Annotated in this window: 27 protein-coding genes, 2 tRNA genes and 1 pseudogene; 6 read left to right on the top strand and 24 right to left on the bottom strand. The window is 50.5% G+C overall.

What is annotated here, in order from left to right; translation table 11 throughout:
• Positions 1 to 98 precede the first annotated feature (98 nt).
• From AC0IWZ_RS06800 to csgB, 18 genes are all read right to left on the bottom strand, one after another.
• Positions 99 to 557: a hotdog family protein gene (locus tag AC0IWZ_RS06800; protein WP_410372763.1), complete on the bottom strand. Its 459-nt coding sequence runs from the start codon at positions 555 to 557 to the stop codon at positions 99 to 101.
• The gene (locus AC0IWZ_RS06795; protein WP_471677778.1) at positions 550 to 1,722 is read right to left on the bottom strand and encodes a beta-ketoacyl-[acyl-carrier-protein] synthase family protein; all 1,173 of its coding nucleotides are present in this window, start codon (positions 1,720 to 1,722) and stop codon (positions 550 to 552) included. Before AC0IWZ_RS06795 ends, AC0IWZ_RS06800 begins: the two co-directional genes overlap by 8 nt.
• A gap of 2 nt (positions 1,723 to 1,724) precedes the next feature.
• Entirely contained in the window at positions 1,725 to 2,300 is a 576-nt protein-coding gene (locus AC0IWZ_RS06790) for a DUF3261 domain-containing protein (RefSeq protein WP_471677779.1), read from the bottom strand.
• Positions 2,297 to 4,630 (bottom strand): MMPL family transporter, encoded by a 2,334-nt coding sequence (locus AC0IWZ_RS06785; RefSeq protein WP_471677780.1) that lies wholly within the window; start codon positions 4,628 to 4,630, stop codon positions 2,297 to 2,299. The genes AC0IWZ_RS06790 and AC0IWZ_RS06785 overlap by 4 nt, the downstream gene beginning before the upstream one ends.
• On the bottom strand, positions 4,602 to 5,207 hold the full coding sequence (locus AC0IWZ_RS06780) for a LolA family protein (protein WP_410372767.1): 606 nt from the start codon (positions 5,205 to 5,207) through the stop codon (positions 4,602 to 4,604). The genes AC0IWZ_RS06785 and AC0IWZ_RS06780 overlap by 29 nt, the downstream gene beginning before the upstream one ends.
• The gene (locus AC0IWZ_RS06775; protein ID WP_034494455.1) at positions 5,200 to 5,625 is read right to left on the bottom strand and encodes an acyl-CoA thioesterase; all 426 of its coding nucleotides are present in this window, start codon (positions 5,623 to 5,625) and stop codon (positions 5,200 to 5,202) included. Before AC0IWZ_RS06775 ends, AC0IWZ_RS06780 begins: the two co-directional genes overlap by 8 nt.
• The gene (locus AC0IWZ_RS06770; RefSeq protein WP_471677781.1) at positions 5,619 to 7,316 is read right to left on the bottom strand and encodes a glycosyltransferase family 2 protein; all 1,698 of its coding nucleotides are present in this window, start codon (positions 7,314 to 7,316) and stop codon (positions 5,619 to 5,621) included. Before AC0IWZ_RS06770 ends, AC0IWZ_RS06775 begins: the two co-directional genes overlap by 7 nt.
• Positions 7,307 to 7,657: a 3-hydroxyacyl-ACP dehydratase FabZ family protein gene (locus tag AC0IWZ_RS06765; protein WP_471677782.1), complete on the bottom strand. Its 351-nt coding sequence runs from the start codon at positions 7,655 to 7,657 to the stop codon at positions 7,307 to 7,309. The genes AC0IWZ_RS06770 and AC0IWZ_RS06765 overlap by 10 nt, the downstream gene beginning before the upstream one ends.
• Complete coding sequence (locus AC0IWZ_RS06760) at positions 7,644 to 8,963, bottom strand: AMP-binding protein (protein ID WP_471677783.1); 1,320 nt, start codon at positions 8,961 to 8,963, stop codon at positions 7,644 to 7,646. The genes AC0IWZ_RS06765 and AC0IWZ_RS06760 overlap by 14 nt, the downstream gene beginning before the upstream one ends.
• The gene (locus AC0IWZ_RS06755; protein WP_471677785.1) at positions 8,956 to 9,525 is read right to left on the bottom strand and encodes a COG4648 family protein; all 570 of its coding nucleotides are present in this window, start codon (positions 9,523 to 9,525) and stop codon (positions 8,956 to 8,958) included. Before AC0IWZ_RS06755 ends, AC0IWZ_RS06760 begins: the two co-directional genes overlap by 8 nt.
• Positions 9,526 to 9,529: 4 nt before the next feature.
• Positions 9,530 to 9,778: an acyl carrier protein gene (locus AC0IWZ_RS06750; protein WP_034494447.1), complete on the bottom strand. Its 249-nt coding sequence runs from the start codon at positions 9,776 to 9,778 to the stop codon at positions 9,530 to 9,532.
• A 19-nt stretch (positions 9,779 to 9,797) separates the two neighbouring features.
• Positions 9,798 to 10,070, bottom strand: a complete 273-nt coding sequence (locus AC0IWZ_RS06745; protein ID WP_471677786.1) for a phosphopantetheine-binding protein — start codon at positions 10,068 to 10,070, stop codon at positions 9,798 to 9,800.
• 15 nt (positions 10,071 to 10,085) lie between these two features.
• Positions 10,086 to 10,856: a lysophospholipid acyltransferase family protein gene (locus AC0IWZ_RS06740; RefSeq protein WP_034494443.1), complete on the bottom strand. Its 771-nt coding sequence runs from the start codon at positions 10,854 to 10,856 to the stop codon at positions 10,086 to 10,088.
• Positions 10,856 to 11,578: a beta-ketoacyl synthase chain length factor gene (locus AC0IWZ_RS06735; RefSeq protein ID WP_410372773.1), complete on the bottom strand. Its 723-nt coding sequence runs from the start codon at positions 11,576 to 11,578 to the stop codon at positions 10,856 to 10,858. Before AC0IWZ_RS06735 ends, AC0IWZ_RS06740 begins: the two co-directional genes overlap by 1 nt.
• A gap of 216 nt (positions 11,579 to 11,794) precedes the next feature.
• A complete protein-coding gene (locus AC0IWZ_RS06730) occupies positions 11,795 to 12,106 on the bottom strand; it encodes a hypothetical protein (RefSeq protein WP_232062477.1) in 312 nt (103 codons plus the stop codon).
• 131 nt (positions 12,107 to 12,237) lie between these two features.
• On the bottom strand, positions 12,238 to 12,567 hold the full coding sequence (csgC, locus tag AC0IWZ_RS06725; RefSeq protein ID WP_471677787.1) for a curli assembly chaperone CsgC: 330 nt from the start codon (positions 12,565 to 12,567) through the stop codon (positions 12,238 to 12,240).
• 66 nt (positions 12,568 to 12,633) lie between these two features.
• Complete coding sequence (csgA, locus tag AC0IWZ_RS06720; protein ID WP_172894922.1) at positions 12,634 to 13,083, bottom strand: curli major subunit CsgA; 450 nt, start codon at positions 13,081 to 13,083, stop codon at positions 12,634 to 12,636.
• 47 nt (positions 13,084 to 13,130) lie between these two features.
• On the bottom strand, positions 13,131 to 13,586 hold the full coding sequence (csgB, locus tag AC0IWZ_RS06715) for a curli minor subunit CsgB (RefSeq protein WP_034494432.1): 456 nt from the start codon (positions 13,584 to 13,586) through the stop codon (positions 13,131 to 13,133).
• A gap of 790 nt (positions 13,587 to 14,376) precedes the next feature.
• On the opposite strand from csgB, the gene csgD reads away from it, so the two are divergent.
• The 4 genes from csgD to csgG are packed head-to-tail and all read left to right on the top strand — an operon-like array spanning position 14,377 to position 16,736.
• Positions 14,377 to 15,042 (top strand): biofilm master transcriptional regulator CsgD, encoded by a 666-nt coding sequence (gene csgD, locus AC0IWZ_RS06710; protein ID WP_034494430.1) that lies wholly within the window; start codon positions 14,377 to 14,379, stop codon positions 15,040 to 15,042.
• A 4-nt stretch (positions 15,043 to 15,046) separates the two neighbouring features.
• Positions 15,047 to 15,436: a curli production assembly/transport protein CsgE gene (gene csgE / locus AC0IWZ_RS06705; protein ID WP_034494428.1), complete on the top strand. Its 390-nt coding sequence runs from the start codon at positions 15,047 to 15,049 to the stop codon at positions 15,434 to 15,436.
• A gap of 9 nt (positions 15,437 to 15,445) precedes the next feature.
• The gene (gene csgF / locus AC0IWZ_RS06700; protein WP_034494426.1) at positions 15,446 to 15,862 is read left to right on the top strand and encodes a curli production assembly/transport protein CsgF; all 417 of its coding nucleotides are present in this window, start codon (positions 15,446 to 15,448) and stop codon (positions 15,860 to 15,862) included.
• 40 nt (positions 15,863 to 15,902) lie between these two features.
• On the top strand, positions 15,903 to 16,736 hold the full coding sequence (csgG, locus tag AC0IWZ_RS06695) for a curli production assembly/transport protein CsgG (RefSeq protein ID WP_034494424.1): 834 nt from the start codon (positions 15,903 to 15,905) through the stop codon (positions 16,734 to 16,736).
• Positions 16,737 to 16,795: 59 nt separating this feature from the next.
• Here csgG and AC0IWZ_RS06690 read toward each other — a convergent pair whose 3' ends face one another.
• From AC0IWZ_RS06690 to ghrA, 4 genes are all read right to left on the bottom strand, one after another.
• Positions 16,796 to 17,275: a DUF1097 domain-containing protein gene (locus AC0IWZ_RS06690; protein WP_471677788.1), complete on the bottom strand. Its 480-nt coding sequence runs from the start codon at positions 17,273 to 17,275 to the stop codon at positions 16,796 to 16,798.
• A gap of 107 nt (positions 17,276 to 17,382) precedes the next feature.
• The gene (locus tag AC0IWZ_RS06685) at positions 17,383 to 17,937 is read right to left on the bottom strand and encodes a TorD/DmsD family molecular chaperone (protein WP_034494420.1); all 555 of its coding nucleotides are present in this window, start codon (positions 17,935 to 17,937) and stop codon (positions 17,383 to 17,385) included.
• Positions 17,938 to 17,975: 38 nt separating this feature from the next.
• Complete coding sequence (locus AC0IWZ_RS06680; RefSeq protein WP_471677789.1) at positions 17,976 to 18,713, bottom strand: PHP domain-containing protein; 738 nt, start codon at positions 18,711 to 18,713, stop codon at positions 17,976 to 17,978.
• 81 nt (positions 18,714 to 18,794) lie between these two features.
• Positions 18,795 to 19,736: a glyoxylate/hydroxypyruvate reductase GhrA gene (gene ghrA, locus AC0IWZ_RS06675; protein WP_471677790.1), complete on the bottom strand. Its 942-nt coding sequence runs from the start codon at positions 19,734 to 19,736 to the stop codon at positions 18,795 to 18,797.
• Positions 19,737 to 19,943: 207 nt separating this feature from the next.
• On the opposite strand from ghrA, the gene AC0IWZ_RS06670 reads away from it, so the two are divergent.
• Together AC0IWZ_RS06670 and AC0IWZ_RS06665 are read left to right on the top strand one after the other, a co-directional pair.
• Positions 19,944 to 20,031, top strand: a tRNA-Ser gene (locus AC0IWZ_RS06670).
• Between the two features lie 171 nt (positions 20,032 to 20,202).
• Positions 20,203 to 20,290: transfer RNA gene (locus AC0IWZ_RS06665), tRNA-Ser, on the top strand.
• 134 nt (positions 20,291 to 20,424) lie between these two features.
• Here the strand turns inward: AC0IWZ_RS06665 and AC0IWZ_RS06660 are convergent.
• A pseudogene (locus AC0IWZ_RS06660) lies at positions 20,425 to 23,537 on the bottom strand (efflux RND transporter permease subunit).
• 13 nt (positions 23,538 to 23,550) lie between these two features.
• Positions 23,551 to 24,705, bottom strand: coding sequence for an efflux RND transporter periplasmic adaptor subunit (locus AC0IWZ_RS06655; protein ID WP_471677792.1), 1,155 nt, complete (start codon positions 24,703 to 24,705; stop codon positions 23,551 to 23,553).
• Positions 24,706 to 24,718 lie beyond the last annotated feature (13 nt).

Here is a 24,718-nt window from a genome sequence, read left to right as displayed (position 1 = left end):
TAATTCTTTTTGTAGGGTGGATAAGCGTCAGCGTCATCCACCGTTTTCGCCCGTGGTGTCGGGGGCGCTGCGCTTGCCCGACCTACAACAGCTTTCCTTTAAAATAATTGTTCTAATTCATTATTATCAGGCTGATACGTGTTGACTCGCCCGCTCGCCAGTACGTTTCCGTCTGCAAGAATTTGTCCTTCAAAACATCCAATTTTGTCATCACGCATGAGCAGCGTAACGTGACAATCCAGCACCGCACCGTGGGCAAAAACACCTTCCGGGCAACGCAAACCCCGCCCGCCGAGCAGCATACCCACACGGCTTGCTTCTTCGCCGTTGTTGTTGGAATGCCACCCAGACCAGACACCGACGGTTTGTGCCATCAGCTCAATGGCAAACCACCCGGGCAAATCCCCTTTCGCATCCAGAAACGGAGCCAGCACGCCGCTGTGGCTGACCGTCACGCGACACTGTGCGCTTTCTTGTTCCACCGCCACGACCGATTCGAGCAAACACATTGGCGCTTCGTGCGGCAAATAGTGGTGAGGGGCAAGAAAATCAGTCATCGGAAACTCCTAAAATCAGACTGGCATTGTTGCCGCCAAAAGCGAATGAGTTCGACAACATGATGGGTTTAGAGAATGTCTGCGGCGCGGTGAGTAAACCACAGCCCGCCAGGGTCAAGTCTTGATGCGTATCACTGAAATCCTGCGCGGGTAACGGCAAATCACCTGCCAGCAATAAATAACACAGTGCGGCTTCACAAGCGCCTGCTGCACCTAACGTGTGGCCGGTCAGGTGTTTCGTCGAGCTGCAAGGGATACGCTCACCAAAAAGTTGATTCACCACTTTGGCTTCGATTTCGTCATTCAGACGGGTGGCGGTGCCGTGCATATTAATATAGCCAATCTCATCCGCCGCGAGTTTTGCTTCCCGCAGCGCCATTTCAATGGCGCGAATCGCCCCGACACCTTCCGGGTGCGGAGCCGACATATGCCAGGCATCCGTCGATTCCCCAACACCCAGCAACTGCACTTTCCCCGGCTGCTGGGTGAGTAAAATCAAGACACCTGCTTCGCCGATGGTGATCCCGTTGCGCTCGGCGCTAAAGGGTTTACACCGCACGTTGCTTAGTGACTCGAGGCTGCTAAAGCCGTTAATTGGCATTCGGCTTAATGTGTCCGCACCGCCAACAATAGCCGCGTCAACCATGCCCGACTCAATCAAGCGTTTACCGGTGATAATCGCCCGCGCACTGGAGGAACAGGCGGTAGAAATCGTTAATGCGGGACCAAATAATTGCAGATAGTCACTGAGAAAACGCGATGGATCACCCAATTCTTGCTGACCGTAACGATAAGATTCGGGGGGATTCCCGCCGTGGCTGCCGCTCACCATTCGGTCGCCCTCATCCAACCCGGAAGTGCTGGTCCCGAGAATCACCGCCACACGAGAATCGCCGTATTTCGCTATTGCTTCATCCACCTGCGGGCGAATTTGCGCCAGCGCCGCCAACAACAGACGATTGTTGCGGCTGTTGTACCGCGCCATTTCTTCTGGGATTTCAGGCAATTCACCCGTGACGCGTCCGACCCAACACTCGCCTTGTTGCAGCCAGCCTTCAGTATCTGGTCCCATGCCTGGCGCAACGCCTGCCTGCAAATTTGCCGCGATATCTTCAAGGTTGTTGCCCAACGCATTAACCATGCCCACTGCCGAAAAAGTAATCATGATTAGCTTTCCAGGTGCTGAATACGGATGACATAGCCGAAACGAAGATGGTGAACACTCACAGGCTGGCGGATTCCATCACGCATCAGATAGTGGATTGTTTCAATCAGCTCACCCTGGTCGTCGCGCAATTCACGACGTGAATCAATATCTTTTAGCGTCCACCCCGCTGGCAATTGCTTCTGCCAGGCGCTTATCGGCCAGTAGCTCAACATAATATCGGCAAGCACCTGGCTGGCTGGAGGCAATTCGGGAAGCGTGATGGATTGTTCGGTTTTAATCCCGCTCTGATCGTAGGTCAAACGGAATAAACGAATCCCCAGCGGGGACAAACCCGCCAGCATCACTTTCTGCTGATCGGCATTGAGCAGCACCATCAGCGATTGCGTTTTTCCCTTAACCTGGGCGCTTAATAGCTGCTGTTCGGTGATGGACGGAGAAATGCCAGGCGCGGGTAACGTCACTAACGTACCTGGTTTTAACCACGCCTGCGGGCGAGTGTTATCCGGTTTTGGGGCACTGCAAGCACTCAGTAAAAACGCGCCAAACACGATGGCCAATGTCGGTATTTTTTTCATGATTCTCTCTTTCCCTTTCCCTGGGTGGATGGAGGTAAGGCTAATGGTGCGGTTAAAAATGCACAGAAGATCCCGCAACTCAACACAATGCCAAAGCTTGCGATGGCTTGCGTCTGGCTAAAGACCAGCATGCCTAAGGTGAAAAGTGTGGTCAGCAAAGCAACACTAATGGCCAGCAATGACGTCAGCGGTGTTCCGCGCGGGTTGCTAAAGAACAGGGTGTAATTAATGCCAATTCCCAGCACCAGCATCAGCGCTAATAACGAGAACAAATTGAGTGCGTGCCCGCTCAAGGCGAGTGCCGCAAGGCCACCGCCCAGCGATAACAGCGAAGGCACAACACTGAGCAAGCCCCGTTTCACGCCCAGACGCAGCACGTAACTGAGCGCAATCGCCACTACCGCCGCAGCTAACAGAGTGGCCAGTAAACTACGGAAATGGCTGAATAATTCGTTGAACATGACTTTACGGTCAACCCAACTGACGCCCGGAATTTTTGCCGCAATCTGGCCGAGTTGCTGACTGTCGTGAACGCCACTAACAGGCACCAGCGCACCGCTTTTGCCATCTGGTAACGACAGCCACAGCAAACGCCAGCCGCTGCTGATCACACTTTTTTGCCAGACATCCGGCGTCACCGCCATTTGTTGCAAATTTGGCGCACTCACCGTAATCCCGCTTTGCGCGAGGCGTTTTTGTAGTAACGGTGCCGCTTCGCGCAGCAATTGCAAATCGGCCTGCTGTTGTTCAAGGGAGGCGAGTGGGATCAGGCGATAGCTGTCGATGGCTTTATCGGCTTTCAACTTAGCCAACGCGGGGGCGAGTTTTTCCAGTCGTTGTAGGGTTTGCTCGGCGCTGTCGCCGTAAACCACGAACCATTTCTGATCCATCCCCTGCCCGGTTAAGGTGGTTATTGCCTGTTCTTCACGAAGCAAATCCTGCGGGAGTGCCTGGAAGCTGGCGATATCGTCATTGATTTTTAATGATGCTATTCCACCGAGGCTGATAACCAACAATGCGAGTGGTATTCCAAAACGCACCGCGTTGTTGTGTTGCCATGCGTCAAGCCAGGCGTTGAGCCAATGGCGACAAGGCACCTGGCGGACGGGCAAACCGCGCACCGCAAACGGATACCAACACACCACCGTCAGGCAGGACGCAATCAAACCGCTGGCGGCAAATACCGCGAGCTGGCGAATACCGGGGAAAGGCGCGAGGATCATAATCAGATAAGCAATGGCGGTCGTCGCCAACGCCAGCAGCAATGCCGGAAGCACTTTGCGCAAACTGGCAATCGGCGAATTTTGCCCACCGTGAACCATGCGTTCGGTGAGGTAATACAGGGTGTAATCTGCCGAAACGCCGACGATACTCATACTCATCACCAGCGTCATCAGGTGCAGTTCGCCAAAACACAACAGCGTGATGGCAGTGCCCGCCAATGCGCCGATGCCGACAGAAGTGACACATAAAATGAGCGGGCGCACCGAGCGGAACACCAGCAATATCAACAACAGCACGCCAATAACCGTGGCAAGACCCAGCGTAGAAACATCGTGTTTGGCCTGCTGGCTGGCGTAATCGCTATAAAACAGCGTGCCGCGTGACATCACTTGTGCCTGCGGGAACTGCTGTTTCAGCTTTTGCTGCAAGGCTCGCAGTTGTTCAACCGCTTCGCGCCCTTGCTGCATATCGAAGGAAGAACCTTTGAGTTCGCCGTGCAGCAAATACCAGTAACGCCCTTGTTTATCACGCGCCACCAGCCAGCCGTTCATCAGCCTCATCTGGCTGGCCGTTTGTTGCAGCGCCAGTTGCGAACCACGCGTCAGCATCAGCGGGTCGTTGGTCAGCTCTTTACCGCTGACGCCGGAAAACGCCGAATAGAGTTGCGCTAATACCCATTGCGCCTGCGCTTCCCCACCGTTTTGTAAACGGCTGCGGGTCTGGGTATCCACCAGGCCATTACGGTGCTCGAAGTAGAATTCCCCCCACTCCTGCTGGCCTTTGGCATCCATCGGGCCTTGCACGCCTTGCAAAAACGGCTGCTGTTGCAGTTGTGTTTGCCACCATGCTGCCGCCTCGTCATTCGGCTTATCGCCAGGGCTAACCATCCACATCATTTGTCTGTCGAGACGTTGCAAAAAACCGTTCTCGATTTGCGGCGGGATTTTCCCCAGGCTGCTGGCAGGCAGGAGTGAAAGCACGCTGCTGTCGAGCCTGGCTTTGGGTAGCGTCACGGCGAGTAACGCCACCAGCAGCGTGACGACCGCCAGCCAGCCCCATGCCAGGCGGCGATGCACGTCAGAAGGTGAAGCGTTGCTGCTCTTCATGAGTCAATTTTCGCGGTTCCAGACGGTGGTTACTGAAGGTGATTTCGGTGAAATCGCCCTGCAAATCGTTTAACGCAATGCGATTAAGATGTTTGTCGCCCTGCAACGTAATGGTGCTGAAAAGCTTGTCGAGCGGCGTGGTGATTGGCGTTAAGACCAGTTGCCATTGGCCTTTGCCCTGGTCGGTAAACACGCTGGAAAAGTTTTCATCAAGCACTTTGCGGTCGGCCTGAAATAACGCCCGCAATAAATGGTTGAACTGGAACATTTGCGGGTTGCTGTCCGCGGTGATGATCTGCGGTGCCTGATTGCCCATGATTTGCGCCATGTGGCTATCATCAAGCACCAGCGTCATCGGGAAAGGATGCTGTTGTTGCCACCACAGCCCTTTGCTTTTTGCGATAAGCACTTCTCCGCTGGAATGCAGCGGTTGTGCCATGCCGCTAATCTGGCGGTCCTGCTGGAACTTCGCCCGCACAACTGGCTGCGAAGCAAAGCTGCGTTGCACGTCATCAAGCGTAATGGCGCTCGCCGTACAGCTGATAAACAGCAAGGCCAAAAAAATGATTCTATTCATAACTCAAGCCCATGCGTTCAAAAAGGATCTGAGGGGAGACAAAACACATCTCACCCGTTGTTGCTTCAACGGCAACCTGAATGGTGTAACCGGTAGTGGTGCGTTTTCCGCTTGCGGCATCGACAATTTCGTAGCCAATTTTCAGGCGGTTTTCGTATTCCAGCACCGTGGCCCGCACCAGTATTTGCTGTTCAAATTTCACAACATCACGGTATTTCACCCGTGTATCGACGACCGGCCAGACGTAACCCGACTCCTGCATGGCGCGATAACCGTAATCAAACTGCCCGAGCAGCGCTTCACGCGCCACTTCAAAGTAGCGAAAATAGTTACCGTGCCACACAACGCCCATCGCATCGACATCATGGAATGGGACTTTGATACCGATCTCCACGGTAAAACGTGGGGAATTTAACATCCAGACTCCTTTTCCGGCGGCAATTGCCAGAAATCATAAAAATTAAACCAGTCGAGTGGCGAGCGCAGCGCGTAAAACTCAAGACGCAGCGCGTAATAATCAATGTGCTCTTGTAACGCTTGTTGGCGCGTGGCGCGCGGCAGCAATAGCGGATCGGCAAAATGTTCTGCATGAATGCGCAGCTTGCCTTGTTCACGCAAGACCATCATCAGAATGACCGGGCATCTTAATGCTGCGGCAAGAATAAACGGCCCTTGCGGAAAAGGAGCTGGACGCCCCATAAACTCGCTCCAGCACACGCGTCGCTCGCCGCCGCGCTGTGGATTTACCGCAATTCTGTCTCCGACGATAGCCACCCATTCTCCGGCTTCGAGCTTTTCTTGCAGCATCATGGCTGTTTCCGGGCCAATGTGGCTTACCGGCAATAAATTCACGCCAGCCTGAGGGGCGATTTCTTCAATAATCTGGCGAAAACGCTGGGCGTGTTCGGTAAAGACTAGCGCATTAATCACCAGCCCGGCTTCAACCTGCGCCAGAGCGCGGCTGGCTTCGATATCGCCGAGGTGAGCCGCGAGAATGAGCTTCCCCTGCCCGGCCTGCGGCTGTAACACTTCGCGGCTGCCAGGCGCGAATTCAATGTCGCGCCCCCAGATAATATCCCCACGCCAGGCAGCAATTTTGTTGAGCATCGCATCACCAAAACGTAAGAAATGGCGATAGCTATTTAAGCCATTCGGCAACGTGATTTGCTGGGTTTGCGCTTGCTCACGAACGCGTGCCAGCCATTGTTGCGAGGCTTTTCGCTGCGTGCTTCCCGTGAGCCACATCCACGCCACAACCGGATAAAGCAGAGCGTTAAATGCACGTCGCCCTAAGCGCTGGTAGATATTGAGCATCAGGCGCATTCCCGCCAGCCCTTTACGCTCCGGGACTTGAGCCCAGTGGGCGCTTTGATGACGGCGGCGGGTCAGCAGCGTCGGAATGCGCGGCAACATACCGAAGAACAATCGCGTATGCATCCAGGAAATACGCACGTTATCGCGCAGCGCATCGAAATGTGAAACGCCATCTGGCGGATAAATCACCCGGGTGTGCAAGAAACGACTATCGGTCCCTGCCCAATACAATCGCACCATGATTTCGGTGTCGAAATCCATTCGTTTGCCGGGGCCGTGGCGGGCAATTACCTCAAGGGTAGCCGCCAGCGGATAGACGCGAAAGCCGCACATACTGTCTTTTAACGACAGGGATAACGTTTCAATCCATACCCAGACGTGGGTGATGTAACGCCCGTAAAGGCGCGATTTCGGTACGGATTCATCGTATTCCGGGGTGCCGGATATCAGGCTGGCAGGATGTGCGCGAGCTTCATCTAAAAAACGCGGCACATCTTCAATACAATGCTGCCCGTCGGCATCAAGCTGAATGGCGTGAGTGAACCCTGCCTGCGCCGCCGCTTTAAGCCCGGTCATCACCGCCTCGCCTTTACCCTGGTTGGACTCAAGCTCAATCAAGGTGACGCCAGTTAATTGTGCCAGTTGCTGTTTAGTCGCACGCTCGCTGCCGTCATCAACAATAATGCAAGGCAGATCATACGGTTGCAGCCGAGCCACCACAGCGGCTATCGTGGCGCCGTGGTTGTAACAGGGGATCACCACACAGGGGCGAAAAGCCGAAGGCGTTACGGGCATAGTTTGATCTTCCCGCTGCTGGCCGGGATCTCGCCTTGTTCAGTCAACAAGGTGTAAGAAAAACTCAGCACGTTGCGTTGCGCGTCCCATTGCAGATTCAGTTCCAGCTTGCTGCCCGGCACAATTGGCTGCTGGAATTTAACGCAATCAATCGCGCTAAAGCGCATTCCCGGCGCCAGCTCCAGACCGTAAGCCATCACCCAATCCAACTGGGCGACGCCAGGCAAAATCGGCTGCGTGGGGAAATGCCCCGAAAACCAGCCTAATGTTGCCGGTACGTCCAGCTGTAAACGCAGTTGGTGCGCCTCGGGTTGCGAACGATTTAACTCAACGGGTTTCATCAAATAATTCCTGTAGTTGCGTCCAAGCGCGTTTGCTTTGGCTATTGAGCGGAATGCGTTCGACGATACGCCAGTAACGTGGAATAGCGACCGGCTCAAGCCAGGCGCGGAGCGCGTCTCGCCAGCGCTGCTTATCTCCGCCTTGCTCACCAACGACCACTACCGCCCCCAGAGCAATGCGGTTTGCGCGCATAATTGGAACCACTGCCGCATCTTCAATCCCCGGCAGCGTCAGCAAACGGCGTTCAATTTCACTGAGTGAAATACGCTTTTCTTCAATTTTTACAATGCGATCGCGGCGACCCGATAAACGAAAATGCCCCTGCGGCGTAAATTCGAGAATGTCGTCCAGTTGCACCGGATTATTATCCGTTAATGGCGACGCAACCTGCCAGCCATGCTCTTGCGCAATAAAATTCACTAACGGGAATGGCTGCCAAACAGGTGCCGATTGCGAATGTTCCCGCCACGCCAGCACGCCCGTTTCAGTGGTGCCATAAATTTCTGAGACAGGCTGTTTAAGCCAGGCTCGTGCCATTTTCGCCGTGTCGTCATCCAGCTTTCCAGCCGCGGAAATCACTCTTTTCACATCAGGTGGCGTCAGATTGACATCAAGGCGCTTTAAAAATGCCGGGCTGCTGATGAACAGCAGCGGGTGTGAAGAGTGAGCGGCGAGTTGTTCCGGGAAGTGGATCATCGCCGCATCGCCCGGCAAACCGAGCGCCATGGGCAGCATGATGCGGAAGGTAAAGCCGTAGAGATGCTGGTGCGAAACCGACCCGACCACGCGGCAGTTGCGTAAACTGTCGCCCCACAGAGCGGCAAGCCAGGCAATTTCTTCATCCAGCGCTTGTAATGATTTGAATATTTGCGCGGGTTCACCCGTTGAGCCGGAAGTGAACAGCACCACGCCTGCATTGGCAGGAACTGGCTCAAACGGTTGAACCGGCATGCAGATTAAATCTTGCGGGTTTATCACCGGGCAACTGAGATTGAGTGCCGTATCGCTCATCACACCGTAGAAATGGTTTTGCTGCTCGCGCAGTTGTGCTTCACGACGATGACCGGGAATAACCGGCGTTTTTCCTGCGTGAAGCGTGGCTAATAGCGCGGCAAGAAAATCGTAACTGTTGTCAAAACAGAGCGCCCAATGCTCGCCAGGCTGTGTCTTCAACCAGCCGTAAATGCGCTGCACGTCATTGATTAAATCGGCCTGAGTCCAGAGCTTCTGCCCTGCAAACGCCACAACATGTTGCGGGTGACGATTTGTACAAAGCCACTGCGCCAACGGCAAAGGGTTATTCATAACGTCGTTTCACCCGTATCCGGATCAGCCATTCACAGGCAAATAATAGCCCCATCAATAGATAGCTAATCATTCCGTTCCACAGCGTCCACCAATGAACGTTCCCCGCAAGGCAGGTAAACAGCGACACGCTGCCATTAATGATGAAGAACACACACCAGACTTGAGTCACACGGCGGGTATAACGCACGCCTGCTGGCGGGAGGTTCCCTTCGTGCAAGCGTGCCAGGCGCTCGACTATCGACATGCTGCTAAACAGCGACGAGCCAAATAACGCCAGCATGACGCCATTAACGACCACCGGATACCACAACAACAGTTGCGCTTCACGCATCCAGATGCTGGCAACGGACAACACCGCGCCCGCAATCGCCAGGCCTTTAAAGGCGCGGCTTAAGGCTCCGGTTTTGCCCCGTAAGGTACACAAACGCAGCACAAAACACAGCGCCAGAATTGGCAGCAAAATGTGTAATTGGGGATATGAGATGACTAACCAGACGGCAAAGGGCCAACCGATGACGGCCAGCCCTCCAACAATACTGAGTGCACGTTTTGCCAGCACGCGATTAAGACTCGCTATGCAAACGCTCTACCGCGTCTACGACATCCTGTACGGTGCGAACCGTTTTGAAATCTTCCGGCTTGATTTTTTTACCGGTGCGCTTTTGCAAATGAACGACCATATCGACCGCATCAATGCTGTCGAGATCCAGGTCTTCATATAAACGAGCCTGCGGGGTAATTTGTTCAGGAGACAGTTCAAATAACTTCACCAGTAACCCAGTGACTTCCTGATAAATATCGTCTTTATTCATAACGTACTCGTGGTTTCATTCAGGCGCTGTGCGCAGGGTTTTGACTCTTAATAAAGGCAGCGAGATTGGCGACGGAATAAAAATGTTCGCGCATCGCTTCATTTTCAGCGGATAACACCACGCCGAAACGTTTTTTAACCGCAAGGCCCAATTCCAGTGCATCAATGGAATCAAGTCCAAGGCCATCCTGACCAAATAAGGCGGCCTGACTTTCAATCTCATCAACACTGAGCTCTTCCAGATTCAGAGTGTCGATAATGAGTTGTTTAATATCGGTCTCTAAGGATTCCATAGTTACATCCGAGTTTTAATGAGGATCAGGTACCAGTTCCTGACACAAATATTGGTTCAGACGACGGGCCGCAAGTGCGGAGGCTTCGTCATGATTCGCCATAAACCCCTGGCTTTCGATCCGCTGCTTTACACTCACAGTGATCATAGGTTTACGCTTGGGTATCTGATACCAGCGGCTATGTTTATCCAAATAACGTTGGTCACAATAAATATGGACGATTCGTAACGGACAGCCACTGCGCACCGCAATATTGGCCGCACCGCGCTGAAGCACCAATGGTTCTCCAGGTTTCGTGCGCGTTCCTTCGGGGAAAATCAATATCGCCTCCCCTTCTGCCAGCCGCTTTTGGCTCTCAGGGAGTAATGTTTCGCCCTGACTGTTTACCAGGTAATCCGCAGCCTTTATGACACCACGGAAGCAGGGATTGTGAATCAGGCTCGCTTTCACCAGACAACCAATGTGGGGTGCCTGGGAGGCGATAAATACGTAATCCAACAGTGTCGGGTGGTTCGCAACAATCAAACATCCGCGATCGTTTGTGAGCTGTTCGAAACCCTCAAAACGGTAATCGAATACGCCAAGCCCGCGTCCGATGCGTAAAAATAACCGGAAACTGGCAGCAATGCTACGACGCGCAATCTCGCGGCGTTTAGGTTTATCGCGCACACACAGCAACAGAAAATTAAACCAGACCAGCGTAAGTAGCAGACCACCGCTACCAAATAACACGAATAACCAGCCGGTCATCAGCACGCGCCAGTACCATTTAATGCGCAGCCACATTAATGACGACTCCAGCGCCAGCCCATACGCTCACCTGCAAGAGTGAATGCAGCCTTTTTACTCAGCCAGCCATGCAAAAACGCCAGACCCTGCGGCAAATTTTGTGGTTCGCTCATTCGACAAGGTGTCGCTTCACAGCAAATTTGTGAGCCTGATTCCAGTAATAGCGCGACGGAGAACGGGATATCTACCGCTTCTCCGGCAAGGTGCGGGCGGTAAAATTCGGGTATAAGTCCGTCAAAATCCACCAGCAATACCCGTTTGTAACCCGCATGATGCAGAGCAGCCACTTCGACTAATGCTTGCGCAAAGCTGTCGTATCCCGCGGAAACCGAAGAGGAGACCAGTGCCTGGCGGGCTGCAATGGTGGTATTACCCACCGCTGAGTTATGAACTGACATGGCAAAATCTGTGGGCGACAGGCTTTCACCTTCGGCAAGAGCCGTCAAAATTCGAAAGTTGCGTTCCAGTTCTCCATGGCGACTGGAGAAAACCAGGGCATCAACCTGATGGCGAGACAGTATTGCCAGCGCACAATCCACCGCAAGGCGGCTGCCCGAAGCCAGACGACGCGCGGTCATCATCGGTAAATGGCGACATTTAGCCACCGCCGCGTCCGATGCGATGACAGCCGGGCCGTTGCTCCACACCTGCCACTGCTCGTTTTCAGATAAACCAGGGGCACTAGCCTGCCAGTCGACAATATTAAACGCTAACTTCATGCTCAGTACCATTTCCCGTCTTCAACGACCAGCCAGATATATCCCGCGCAAAGCATCAAGACAACGATAAGAATCTTAAATTATAAAGATTTTTCTCAAGGCGCTTATATTTCGAGCTTTATTAATTAACAAGCGGCGGGAATAGTAACAAAAATAGCCATGAAATAAATACTGCTAAGATAAATCTAAAGGCCCATAGTTTCCGGGCCTTTAGTTTTAACGATAGGTAACTTCCAGAATAGCCAGTTTTCGTGCGGAATCGAGATAGCGAATGTTGGTAGAAACCGGGGTATCCGCGCCCACAGAGAAATCATTGAGTTTATTAAATGCAACAGTTTGCACGACTGGCTTTCCATTTTGCGAACAAGAGAACTGAACAGATTGTTCCTGCGGCGATAAACGACATCCATCTTCGACTATTGAGCCCTGAAAGTGAATCACACCGCCGTCTGCGTGTGCGTTAAATAACGGGAATGCAAATATGGCTAATGGCAACAGCATTGAACGTCTAAGGCTTGATGTTTTCACACTATGGACTCCTCAATTAAGTGGTATGAGGGTTATCGGCAAAAAACACGCGAACTACAGATCAAACCTGGTTCAAATAAGAAATAAATGCCACACATGCGCAACAATAATTTAACCTATAGGCAATAAAATTAAACGTGGCCCGGTGGGGCCCATTGTTTTTCCAGATGAATATCTTTTCCGTCGGTCACTGTCACCGTGATGGTAACGTTGTCTCCTTGCGAAATATTGAGACTCAAACGGGATAATTTGGCGGGTTCGTTGGCTTTGATAAAGACCTGGCTGCTTTGGCTACTGTTACTTTGTCCGGCGGTACCCGAACGTTGTGCCGTGAGCTTGAATTGGCACTGGCAGTCCTGAGTTAATGTCGCGACGGGTACAATGGTATAGATATTTCCCTGCTGCTGAGTGTCAAAACTCAGCTGATTACCGAGGGCCGCAAGCAATAATAAAGTGTGCATTTATATTTCCCTCTCATATAAAAAAACAGGGCCATGGCCCTGTTTTTATATAGTGCAAAATCTCAATTAATGCTGTTGAAGATTTGCACCGTTGCGGTAGCCAACCTGGGTCAACTCAATGGAAGAGCCAGCGGCTGTTTGGTTAACAGTTGCACCGTTTCTTGAACCATATTGGCTAACATCAATGGTTGAGCCTTTAGCTTCCCATTGATCAATTGTTGCGTTGTTATTAGAACCTTTTTGCAGCAGGTCAATAGAGGCGTTATCAGCACCCTGGCCAACATCAGCACCGTTGCCAACACCATATTGTTTAATATCTACAGTAGATTTTTTCGCATCAGCTTGCAGCGCAGTTACGTTGTTATTTGCACCGTGTTGGTACACTTTCATTTCTGATTCTGGGCCATTGTTATTACCACCACCGTGACCTGGATTCCAAGGGAATTGAAGGCCTGATGCCATTGCACTGCTTGAAACCACCACTACTGCGATTGCTGCGATTTTGAAAAAGTTCATGGTGAAACCCCCATTGTATTGAGAATGTTAGTCTAAATAGTCATGTATTAGCGTTGAATTACGCGTACCGCCATTTGAGACTGTTTCTGTACAACAACTGCTGATTTTTGCGTGCCCTGTTGAATAATGCTTGCCCTATTAGCAGTACCTTTCTGAATAATAAGTGCGGCATTACCCGACGATTGTTGCTGAATATCCGCGTCATTGCCGTAGCCTGTTTGCGCAATATAAGCAACGTTGTAACTCCCTGATTGATCGACGTTCGCGCGGTTTCCAGCACCTGTCTGATTTACCACCGCTAACTGCCGGGTTCCATTTTGGTCAACATGTGAATTATTATTGTTCCCATATTGACCGACTATTGCTGCCTGATTGAATGAACTTTTGCTTAATTCATTTCTAGCAAAGTTATATTCCGATTTTGCGAGGTCAGGATTATTCGCAAATACATAACCAGGCGCACCCAGCAATGCTAACATCATAAATAACGATCTGTTTTTCATGTTGTCACCCTGAGTCTGGATGCAGCCATTGAAATACTTCTTCCAATTTAAACTGCTGCCTACTTGTTAACGCTAACGATGAAAGGTTATTGCTGCGTTACGGAAATGAGTATGTCTGTCGAAACATTTAAAATATCTCACCCGCACGTTGTATTTTGATATTTCCACTCATTACAAAGCATGAGACAAATAAAAAACACCAGACACAACAAAGGCTTCCTGAAAGACAATTTTAATTAGCCTGCAAGCATTTAAAATACCCTCGTTAATCAAGCCTGACTTTGCCGCCCGGCTGAGTTTTCAGAGTCAATTTTGGCAATTTTTAGCAGACCCCGTCACGAAGATGAGTTTTCTTAAGAGAGTATTCAATGGAGAGTGTAACCTTCACCATTTACATATGTTAAGTTTCAATACGCAGACAGTAAAAATCAATTATTTTATTAAAATCAACGCACTACAATCATTTGTATGATTTTTAAAACTGTGCAATTTATAATACGTGTACAACTTTAGTATTAAAACTAAATATCAAAAACATTATGTTGCAACATTTTAATATCTACAGTTACATTCTGTAACAGCTTTAACACTTGCTTTAAGATTAGTAACCGCTAGATTGAAATCAGCAGTAACATTTTGTTTAACACAATAAGTCAGGGCGCAACTTAGCGTTATTTGACAGTGTTACATTAATTTCAAACACAGCAGTGCAGCACCTATCAGTACTTCTGGTGGATTAACTTTCTGTTAATCCAGCTGATTGATGCGCAAACTCGGATGGAGTTTCATCATGTTTAATGAAGTCCATACAATGAATAGTCAGGCGTTAAATGCTCAAACTTTATTGTTGATCACGAAACCCTCGCTACAGGCGACTGCGTTATTACAGCATCTAAAGTCTTCACTCTCTATTAATGGGAAACTTCATAACATTCAACGCTCTCTTGAAGATGTCGTCGGTAATGTTGTGGTGCTTTTCGATATGGTTGAAGCCGATAAAAAGCTGATTAACTATTGGCAGGATAACTTAGGTCGCAAACATAACAGCATTAAGTTGTTGTTATTAAATACCCCTGAAGAGTATCAATTCCGTGACATAGAAAACTGGCCGCATATTAATGGTGTGTTTTATATGTCTGAGGAAGAACCGCGTGTGGTAGAAGGAATTCGTGGTGTGATGGCCGGAGAGTGCTACTTCTCGCAAAAGTTAGCAAGCTATCTTATTAATCACTCAGGGAATTATCGTTTCAATAATGTCGAGTCATCTCTATTGACTCACCGTGAAAAGGAAATACTTAATAAATTGCGTATTGGCGCTTCGAATATTGAAATCGCTCAGTCGTTATTTATAAGTGAAAACACGGTAAAAACTCATCTCTATAATCTTTTCAAGAAAATATCTGTAAAAAACCGCACTCAGGCGGTTTCCTGGGCAAACGACAACCTCAGGCGATAAGGCGATGAAATTATCTGCTGCTTTACTGCTGGCGTCAGCTTTACTCTGCGCCTCCGGGGGCGTTCGCGCCGTGGAAGTTGAAATCCCCGGATTGTTAACGGATCACACCGTTTCTTCCGTGGGCCATGACTTTTATCGAGCCTTCAGTGACAGGTGGGAAAGCAGTTTTACCGGGAATTTAACTATAAATGAGCGACCCAGTGCCCGTTGGGGAAGCTGGATTACCATTACAGTCGATCAGGACGTTATTTTTCAGTCCTTTTTATTCCCCTCAAAACGTGATTTTGACCGCAACGTCACTATCGCACTGGTTCAAACCGAAGAAGCGATTAATCGCCGGCAAATTGACAAGACATTGTTGAGCACCGGCGATTTAACCACCGACGAATTTTAGGAGGCTGCCATGCGTATCACTCATGCAGTTTTGTCTTTACTGCTAATATCGCCCCTGTCGTGGGCGGGAAGTATGACGTTCCAATTTACGAACCCAAATTTTGGCGGGAACCCTAATAACGGGTCGTTTTTACTTAATTCTGCACAAGCACAAAACTCTTACAAAGACCCCAGTTTCGATGACAACTTTGGTATTGAAACTCCGTCTGCACTGGATAACTTTACTCAGGCCATTCAGTCACAGTTATTGGGCGGTTTGCTTAGCAATATTAATACGGGCAAACCAGGGCGCATGGTAACCAATGATTTTATCGTTGATATCGCCAACTCTGATGGGCAGTTGCAGTTAAACGTGACTGACCGTAAAACAGGGAAGACATCAACTATTCAGGTTGCTGGCTTACAGAACTCATCTACTGATTTCTAGTGGCTCTTAAATAATGAAAAAGTATTTAAGGATAAACATCATGCAGCGTTTACTTCTCATCGTAGCGGTGTGTTTATTAAGTGGTTGTTTGACGGCGCCACCAAAAGAAGCTGCGAAACCTACACTTATGCCTCGGGCGCAAAGTTATCGTGATTTAACCCATTTGCCGGAATCAAAAGGGAAACTGTTTGTCTCGGTTTATAATATTCAGGATGAAACCGGGCAATTTAAACCTTATCCAGCAAGTAACTTCTCAACTGCTGTTCCACAGAGTGCGACTTCAATGCTGGTAACAGCGCTGAAAGATTCACGCTGGTTTGTACCATTGGAGCGTCAGGGCCTGCAAAACCTGTTAAACGAACGTAAGATCATTCGTGCAGCACAGGAAAATGGCACGGTTGCCGAGAATAACCGCAGACCACTTGATTCTCTTATTGCCGCAAACGTGATGGTTGAAGGTTCAATTATTGGGTATGAAAGTAACGTGAAATCTGGTGGTGTGGGCGCACGCTATTTTGGTATCGGCGGCGAAACACAATATCAGCTGGATCAAATTGCAGTTAACTTGCGTGTCGTTAACGTCAGTACCGGTGAAGTATTGTCGTCGGTAAACACCAGTAAAACGATTTTGTCTTATGAAGTTCAGGCCGGGGTATTCCGCTTCGTAGATTACCAACGGTTGCTGGAAGGTGAAATCGGCTATACGACTAACGAACCGGTGATGATGTGTCTGATGTCGGCCATTGAAACAGGCGTTATTTATCTGGTTAATGATGGTATTAATCGCGGCTTGTGGGATCTACAAAATCCGCAAGACATTAATAATCCGATACTCGCTAAATACAGAGAAATGTCGGTCCCTCCTGAATCCTGATATTCAGCAGATAGAAAAAAACCAGCCGCGGCTGGTTTTTTTTATTTATGCGTCTAATTCTATTCGGCAATAACTTGAGATTCAGGTTTGGCTCTTCGCGCTGCCAGCCAAAGGCCGCTGTTCTTCATAGCAAACCCAAAGACCAGTCCAAGCAGCAACGAAGGCACCACAATTCGCCATTCGCCCTGGTTTGCAAAGGTGGCGCAAGCCCCGATAAACGTTCCAGGCACAAACGATAGCAACATATGTTTTGCCTGCACGCACATCAGAAACGCCACCACACCTGTGACCATGTATCCCAGAATTTCCAGATGCGGAGCCAGCGCGCTACCGTGAATAATCACCTGCGCCCAAAGAACACCGCTGCATAAAGTGCATGCAGAAATGAAAAGCCCTTTGAGACCACCCTGAGGACACGCGAAATACGCGGTACAACCGAGGAAACCTGCCCAACTGAGTAGACCGAGACTCACCGCAACCCAACCCCAGAGGCCTGAGAGAATACCGGTGGTCAATGCCAGAGAAATAAGTATGTTCATAGCGGCGTATCATAGCAGAGCCTTATGGTTCGACCACGATCTACCGCACATTTTTTGTAGATCCTACTGATATGTTGCATTCTAAATGTGATTTAAATCACATGAAGTTACTCTTCGTTTTCTTCTTCTAACTCATCACGCATCGCCTGAATAGCTTCGCGGCTCAGCAGGGCCAGGGTGCGATAGAACGGAGTTGTGGAGTGCGCTTCAACTTTGCCAAGGAACGTCCCCGCCCATGGCAACAGGTAATCGTCAAATAAGCGAACCTGCGCTTCAAACTCATCTTCTTGTGACTGATCTTCCAACCACGAAGCCGCTAACAATAAGGTGCCAAAATGATCGGCTGGGGTGTCGGCCAGCGGCATACCGCGCTGTTTGAGGAACTCACGCACTTCACCTTCGTTGCTGCCCGCTTCCCATGCTGAACGGTACGGCGGCACGCTGCACTCTTCGCCAACAAACAGCGCATTATAATCAGCAGCCAATAGTTGAGGATCGCAGCTTTGTTGCAGTCGAGCCAGCAACTCGTCTTGCTCCAGCGGCCAATGCTCAGCCAGTTTGCCATCGCGGATCATCGTCAGCAGCGGAACCAACAGAGGATCCTGAGGCTGGCGGTAATACAGTGATCCTAAGATGCGACAAATAATTGAAAACTCATTCATGCTAACGGTCCATTTAGTAGAAATTCAGTCAGTGATAATCAAAGTGCGGCAAATTCGTCGATAGGTTCCATGCCGCGGGATTCAAGGAATCCGAGCATACGGCGAACGGAAACATTAAGTATACGATCTTCCGGGAACTCAACTTCTGCCAAAATTTTGCGGCATTCATCGAAATCCCCAAGCGTAAAGGCGGTATGTGAGTCAGAACCCAATGATAGCCAGCCCCCGGCGTCTCGCACTGCGGCGGCAATCGCCCGGCAGTTAGGGCCACTGCCCTTGCGCGAATGCGTAAATGAGGAGTTATTCAGCTCCAGCGCCACGTTGTATTTGGCTGCCGCCTGCGCAATGGCTTCGATATCAACCGGGAATTTTGGATTGCCCGGGTGGCTGATAATGTGGACATTCCCACTCGCCATCGCTGCGATCATAGCTTCGGTGTGCGTGGCACTATCTTGTGGCGGGAAAACAGGCTCATGGAAACCGGCGATAATCAGGTCGAGTGAGTCCAGCATCGGGCCGGTGCAGTCGATGTCCCCGGCAGTATTTTTAATGTTGGCTTCAATGCCACGCAAGATGCCTACGCCACCGACCACTCTTGGCCATATGCGCATATTCACAAAATGCCAGTAATGCGGTGCATCAGCCATATCCGGGCCGTGGTCGGTAATCGCAAACAGTTTGATGCCTTTGCTTTTAGCAATCGCGATGTAGTCATGAAGGGTGCTATAGGCGTGGGTGCTGGCGACGGTGTGCATGTGCAGGTCAACGGGATACATGGCTCTCTCCTTTTATCTCTTTCCCGCAAGGATAGCAGTTATCGCCGTTGTTTTTTAGCCCGGACCAGGCCGGGCATTGGTTTAGTAGCCGTTGTCCAAAGAAACCTGTCCGCTCGGAGATTCCTTGTTTTCAATTTGGCGAATCGTTTTCGCGATATACGTCATCGCTTCTTCAGGACGCGTGACCGCCGCAAGGTGCGGGGTAATTGCAATGCAAGGATGTTTCCACAACAGACTGTTCTGAGGAAGTGGCTCTTTGGCAAACACATCGAGCATCGCACCTTTTACTTTACCGCTATCAAGCGCCGCCAGCAGATCGTCTTCAACCAAATGCACGCCACGCGCAAGGTTCATCACGTAAGAATTATCAGCAAGTTTATTAAGCAACTCGCTGTTAATGATGCCCACGGTTTGCGGTGTGTTTGGTAACAGGTTAATCAGCACGCGAGTGCCGGAGAGGAATTGACCCAGCTGTTCTGCGCCCGCGTAACTTGTGATACCCAGATAATCTTTTTTACTGCGGCTCCAGCAGCGCACCGGGAAGCCCCAGGCAGCAAGACTTTCGGCGACTTTGCCACCCAAAACCCCCGCACCGAGCACACCAATGGTGAAATCTTCGCGGCGATAATCTTCCAGCGGCTCCCATTTCGCCTGCTGTTTTAATGCCTGGTAATCGTCAAAGCGGCGGAACCAGTGCAACACCTGGCTGACGGCATATTCCTGCATTTGAAGCGCCATACCGGTATCTTCAAGGCGAAATAGCGGTACACCTTTTGGTAGCATCTCAGGGTGCTTCTGGAGTTGACTAAGAATGGAGTCCACACCCGCCCCCAACGCAAATACGCCTTTCAGTGTCGAACGGCCGCTGAGCATTTCAACCGGGGGATGCCAGACCAGCGCATAATCCGCAGTCTGGTTATCGCCAGGCAACCACTGGCGAACCGTTGCTTCTGGAAGTTTTTGATGTAGGCCTTCAATCCACTGTTGAGCATTAAAGGTCGGATGGTGAAAAATAATATCCATGCTTTCTCCGTTATTTCTTAGACTTATCAGCAAGTACTTAACAATACATAAGATGAATGTAATAAAAAACCATCACGTTCTGGCGCTTTAAGAAACAAGTTGTTTGAAGTTTGGCTAAACGCACCAGAATAACTAAAAAGTGGATTGACGCCGACAATTGTTTTCCCTACATTAGCGCCCGTTCCAGCAGTCAAGGAACAACAAAACGGTGAGGTGTCCGAGTGGCTGAAGGAGCACGCCTGGAAAGTGTGTATACGGCAACGTATCGAGGGTTCGAACCCCTCTCTCACCGCCACATTCCAAGAGAAAGTCTGAATTCACGTTCAGACTTTTTTTTGCCTTAAATCTGGCATCGTTCATAGCTTGACCAAACGGTACGCAAACAGAAGATTAAACTTGACCGAATGCGGTTCAATCCCTATAGTAGCGCCCCGTTGCCCCCTGAAGTTGGCAACAAAAACAATACGGTGAGGTGTCCGAGTGGCTGAAGGAGCACGCCTGGAAAGTGTGTATACGGCAACGTATCGAGGGTTCGAACCCCTCTCTCACCGCCATATTTAAAGAGAAAGTCTGAACTCACGTTCAGACTTTTTTTTCGTCTGTAATTTGTGTACTTCTTGTTGGATGACGCTATCTGTATCCACGATCTGCAAAAAAAAACCCGAACCTAAGTTCGGGCTTGTCAGATTTATTCTGGCTTATGTTTGCTAAATCGCTCTCGTATCACCACAAAGAAGACCGGCACAAAGAAGATAGCGAGTAAGGTTGCCGAGAGCATCCCACCCATTACACCGGTTCCCACTGCGTTCTGCGCGCCACTGCCTGCCCCACTGCTTAAAACCAGCGGCATGACACCCAGAATAAATGCCAGTGAAGTCATCAGTATTGGGCGCAAGCGCATACGCACCGCATCGAGCGTGGCTTCAATCAAGCCTTTGCCTTCTTTCTCCATCAGATCTTTGGCAAATTCGACGATCAGTATCGCGTTTTTAGCCGATAAGCCGATGGTCGTCAGCAGCCCCACCTGGAAGTAAACGTCATTGTTCATTCCACGCATCGCCGCCGCTAATAGCGCACCGACCACGCCGAGTGGCACCACCAGCATGACCGAGAACGGTATCGACCAGCTTTCATACAGCGCTGCCAGACACAAGAACACCACAACTAAAGAGATAGCGTACAGTGCAGGCGCCTGGTTCCCCGAAAGCCGTTCCTGATAGGACATTCCCGTCCAGTCGTAACCAATCCCGGACGGCAGTTTCGACGCCAGCTGTTCCATCAGCACCATCGCCTCACCGGTACTTTTCCCCGGCGCCGCTTCGCCCAACAGTTCCATAGATGGCAAACCGTTATAGCGTTCGAGACGTGGCGAACCGTACATCCAGTGTGACGATGAAAATGCTGAAAGCGGTGCCATTTGCCCATTGCTACCGCGAACAAACAGATTATCAATATCCTGCGGTAACATGCGGAAACGCGCATCCGCCTGGACATACACTTTCTTCACACGGCCGTGATCGATAAAGTCGTTCACGTAAGTGCCGCCCAATGCGCTGGCAATCGTCTGGTTGATATCAGCAAGGCTAATACCAAGGGATTGCGCTTTTTCCTGGTCGATTTCGAGCTTGTACTGCGGCGTGTCTTCCAGACCATTGGGGCGCACACGCGTCAACATATCAGGGTGTTTTGCCACCATTCCCATCAGTTGATTACGTGCGAGGGTCAATTGTTGATGCCCCAGGTTTGCCTGGTCGATTAATTCAAAGTCGAAGCCAGTAGCCGTCCCTAACTCGATAATCGCCGGTAAGTTAAACGGGAATATCAGCCCATCGCGAATTTTACCGAAAGCTTTAGTTGCTCGCTCAACAATGGCACCGACGCCATTCTCCTTGCCTGCGCGCTCTTCCCACGGTTTCAAGCTAATAAAGGCAATCCCGGAGTTTTGCCCCTGCCCGCTATAACTAAAGCCGTTGACCGTAAATACCGATTCGACATTCGCTTTTTCGGTGTTGAGATAGTAATGCGATATCTCGTCGAGCACTTTTTGCGTCCGTTCCTGCGTCGCACCCGCAGGCAGTTGCACCATAGTCATAAACACACCCTGATCTTCTTCCGGCAGGAATGAGGTCGGTAAACGCAAAAATAGCACCGCCATTCCGACCACAATGATCAGATACAGCAGCAAGTAACGCCCAGTACTACGCAAAATATTGCTGACGCTGTCTGTATAGTGATGCGCGCTTTGGTTGAATTTTGTGTTAAACCAGCCAAAGAAACCGGTTTTTTCATGGGCCTGCGGATCGACAGGTTTTAGCAACGTCGCACACAGCGCGGGAGTCAGGATCAACGCCACCAGCACCGAGAGCGCCATCGCCGAAACGATGGTTATCGAGAATTGGCGGTAAATGGCCCCTGTCGAGCCGCCAAAGAAGGCCATCGGTATAAATACCGCCGAGAGCACCATGGCGATGCCCACTAAGGCACCCTGAATTTGGCCCATGGATTTTTTGGTGGCTTCTTTTGGCGAGAGATGATCTTCGGCCATCACACGTTCAACGTTTTCCACCACCACAATCGCATCATCAACCAGCAGGCCTATCGCCAGCACCATGCCAAACATGGTTAATGTGTTGATCGAATAGCCAAACGCAGAAAGTACGGCAAAGGTTCCAAGCAAAACCACTGGCACCGCAATGGTTGGGATCAGCGTCGCACGGAAATTCTGCAAGAACAGGTACATCACCAGGAACACCAGGATGATGGCCTCAAACAGCGTTTTCACCACTTCATGAATCGATATTTTGACAAACGGCGTGGTGTCGTACGGATAAACCACCTTCATTCCCTGCGGGAAATAAGGTTGCAACGAGGCCAGTTTTGCCTTGATACCTGCTGCGGTATCCAGCGCGTTTGCGCCAGTGGCAAGCTTAATCCCCAGACCTGCTGCGGCCTGACCATTGATTTTCGCCACCGTATTGTAGTTTTCCCCCCTAACTCAATACGCGCCACGTCGCTTAAATGCACCACGGAGCCATCGGGGTTCACTTTCAGCGTCACTTTGCCAAATTCTGCGGGGTCGCGTAAACGCGTCTGGGCAATGATCGAAGCGTTAAGCTGCTGGTTTTTAACCGCTGGCGTACCGCCGAGTTGGCCAGCAGCGACCTGGTCGTTCTGCATTTTTAGCTGCGTAATGACATCGCCCGGATTAAGTTGATACTTGTTCAACGCATCCGCATTCAGCCAGATACGCATCGCGTACTGCGCACCGAACAGTTGAACATCCCCCACGCCGTTGGTACGGCTAATGGAATCTTTAATATTTGATGCCACATAATCGGAAATATCATCCTGCGTCAGCGCCGGGTTATCGGAGATAAATCCGGCAACCAGTAAGAAACTACTGGAGGACTTTTCAACGCTAATCCCCTGCTGCTGCACCTCTTGCGGTAATAGCGGCATCGCCAGTTGCAGTTTGTTCTGCACCTGAACCTGAGCAATATCCGGGCTGGTGCCTGATTTAAAGGTCAAAGTGATGGTCACGCCTCCGGCGGAATCACTGGTGGAAGACATATACATCAGGTTATCGATGCCGTTCATGTTCTGTTCGATAACCTGCGTCACGGTGTCCTGAACCGTCTGCGCATCTGCACCAGGGTACGTTGCCGTCACTGCGACGGCAGGCGGTGCAATAGTCGGATACTGTGCGACAGGAAGTTGCAGGATTGCCAGCGCACCGGCAATCATCAGGATGATCGCCAACACCCAGGCAAAGATAGGTCTTTCAATAAAGAACTTAGCCATTATCCAGGATACCTTAGCGGGTTTGAGCGGCAGCGCTATCCGGCACTATCTGTACAGCAACCCCAGGACGAACGCGTTGAAGCCCGCTGACAATCACTTTGTCACCCGGTTTAACGCCTTTAGTCACCAGCCATTTATCGCCAATCGCCTGCGGTGCAGTCACTTCACGGACTTCGGCTTTGTTGTTTTGGTCAACCACCATCACCGTTGCATCTCCACGTGGATTACGCGTCACACCTTGCTGCGGCACTAAAATCGCTTCAGGTTGAATGCCTTCGTCAATTTTCGCGCGCACATACATCCCCGGCAGCAACTGGTGCTGCGGGTTGGGGAACACGGCACGCAAAGTGATAGAACCGGTTGTCTGATCGACCGTCACATCAGAGAACTCCAGCTCACCGTTTAATGCGTAAGGCTTGCCATCTTCCATCATCAGTTGCACTGCGGTTTTGCCATTCGCCTTTTTCAGACTTCCCTGCTCAACCGACTGTTTGAGTTGCATAAAATCATTGCTGGATTGGGTGACATCGACGTAAATCGGGTCGAGCTGTTGCACCGTTGCCATTGATGAAGTCTGGCCGTTAGTCACTAACGCCCCTTCGGTGACATTCGATTTCCCGATACGCCCGTCGATTGGCGAGCTGACTTTGGTGTAGGCCAAATTAATTCGCGCATTTTCCACTTCAGCTTTTGCCGCGGTGACTTCTGCATCAGCCTGCTGGGCATTCGCAACGGCCTGGTCGTATTCTTGTTTGCTGATGTAATTTGTCCCGAGCAGCGGTACGTAACGTTTCACCGTTAAATGCGCGATATTTGCAGCCGCTTTTGCTTTAGCAAGTGTGCCTTGCGCATTGTTCCATGCGGCCTGATAAGGTGCCGGGTCAATTTGATAGAGCGAACTTCCCGCTTGAATATCGCTGCCTTCAACAAAATTGCGCTTCAGAATAATACCGCTGACCTGTGGGCGAACTTCTGCCACACGGAAGGCATCGGTGCGTCCTGGAAGTTCAGTCGTCACCGCTAAAGGCGCGGCTGTAACGGTATACACATTGACCTGAGGCGCAGGCATTGCTGCCTTTTCGTCGCCTTTATCATTACAACCCGTTAATACACCCGCCGCTAACAACAGCACGGAAGGCAGCAGGATGAACTCACCATATTTCTTCATTACTATTCCTTAA

This window comes from Buttiauxella sp. AC142 (assembly GCF_979253435.1).
The sequence above is the reverse complement of the archived record's forward strand: the minus strand, read 5'-3'. Positions and strand labels throughout refer to the sequence as shown.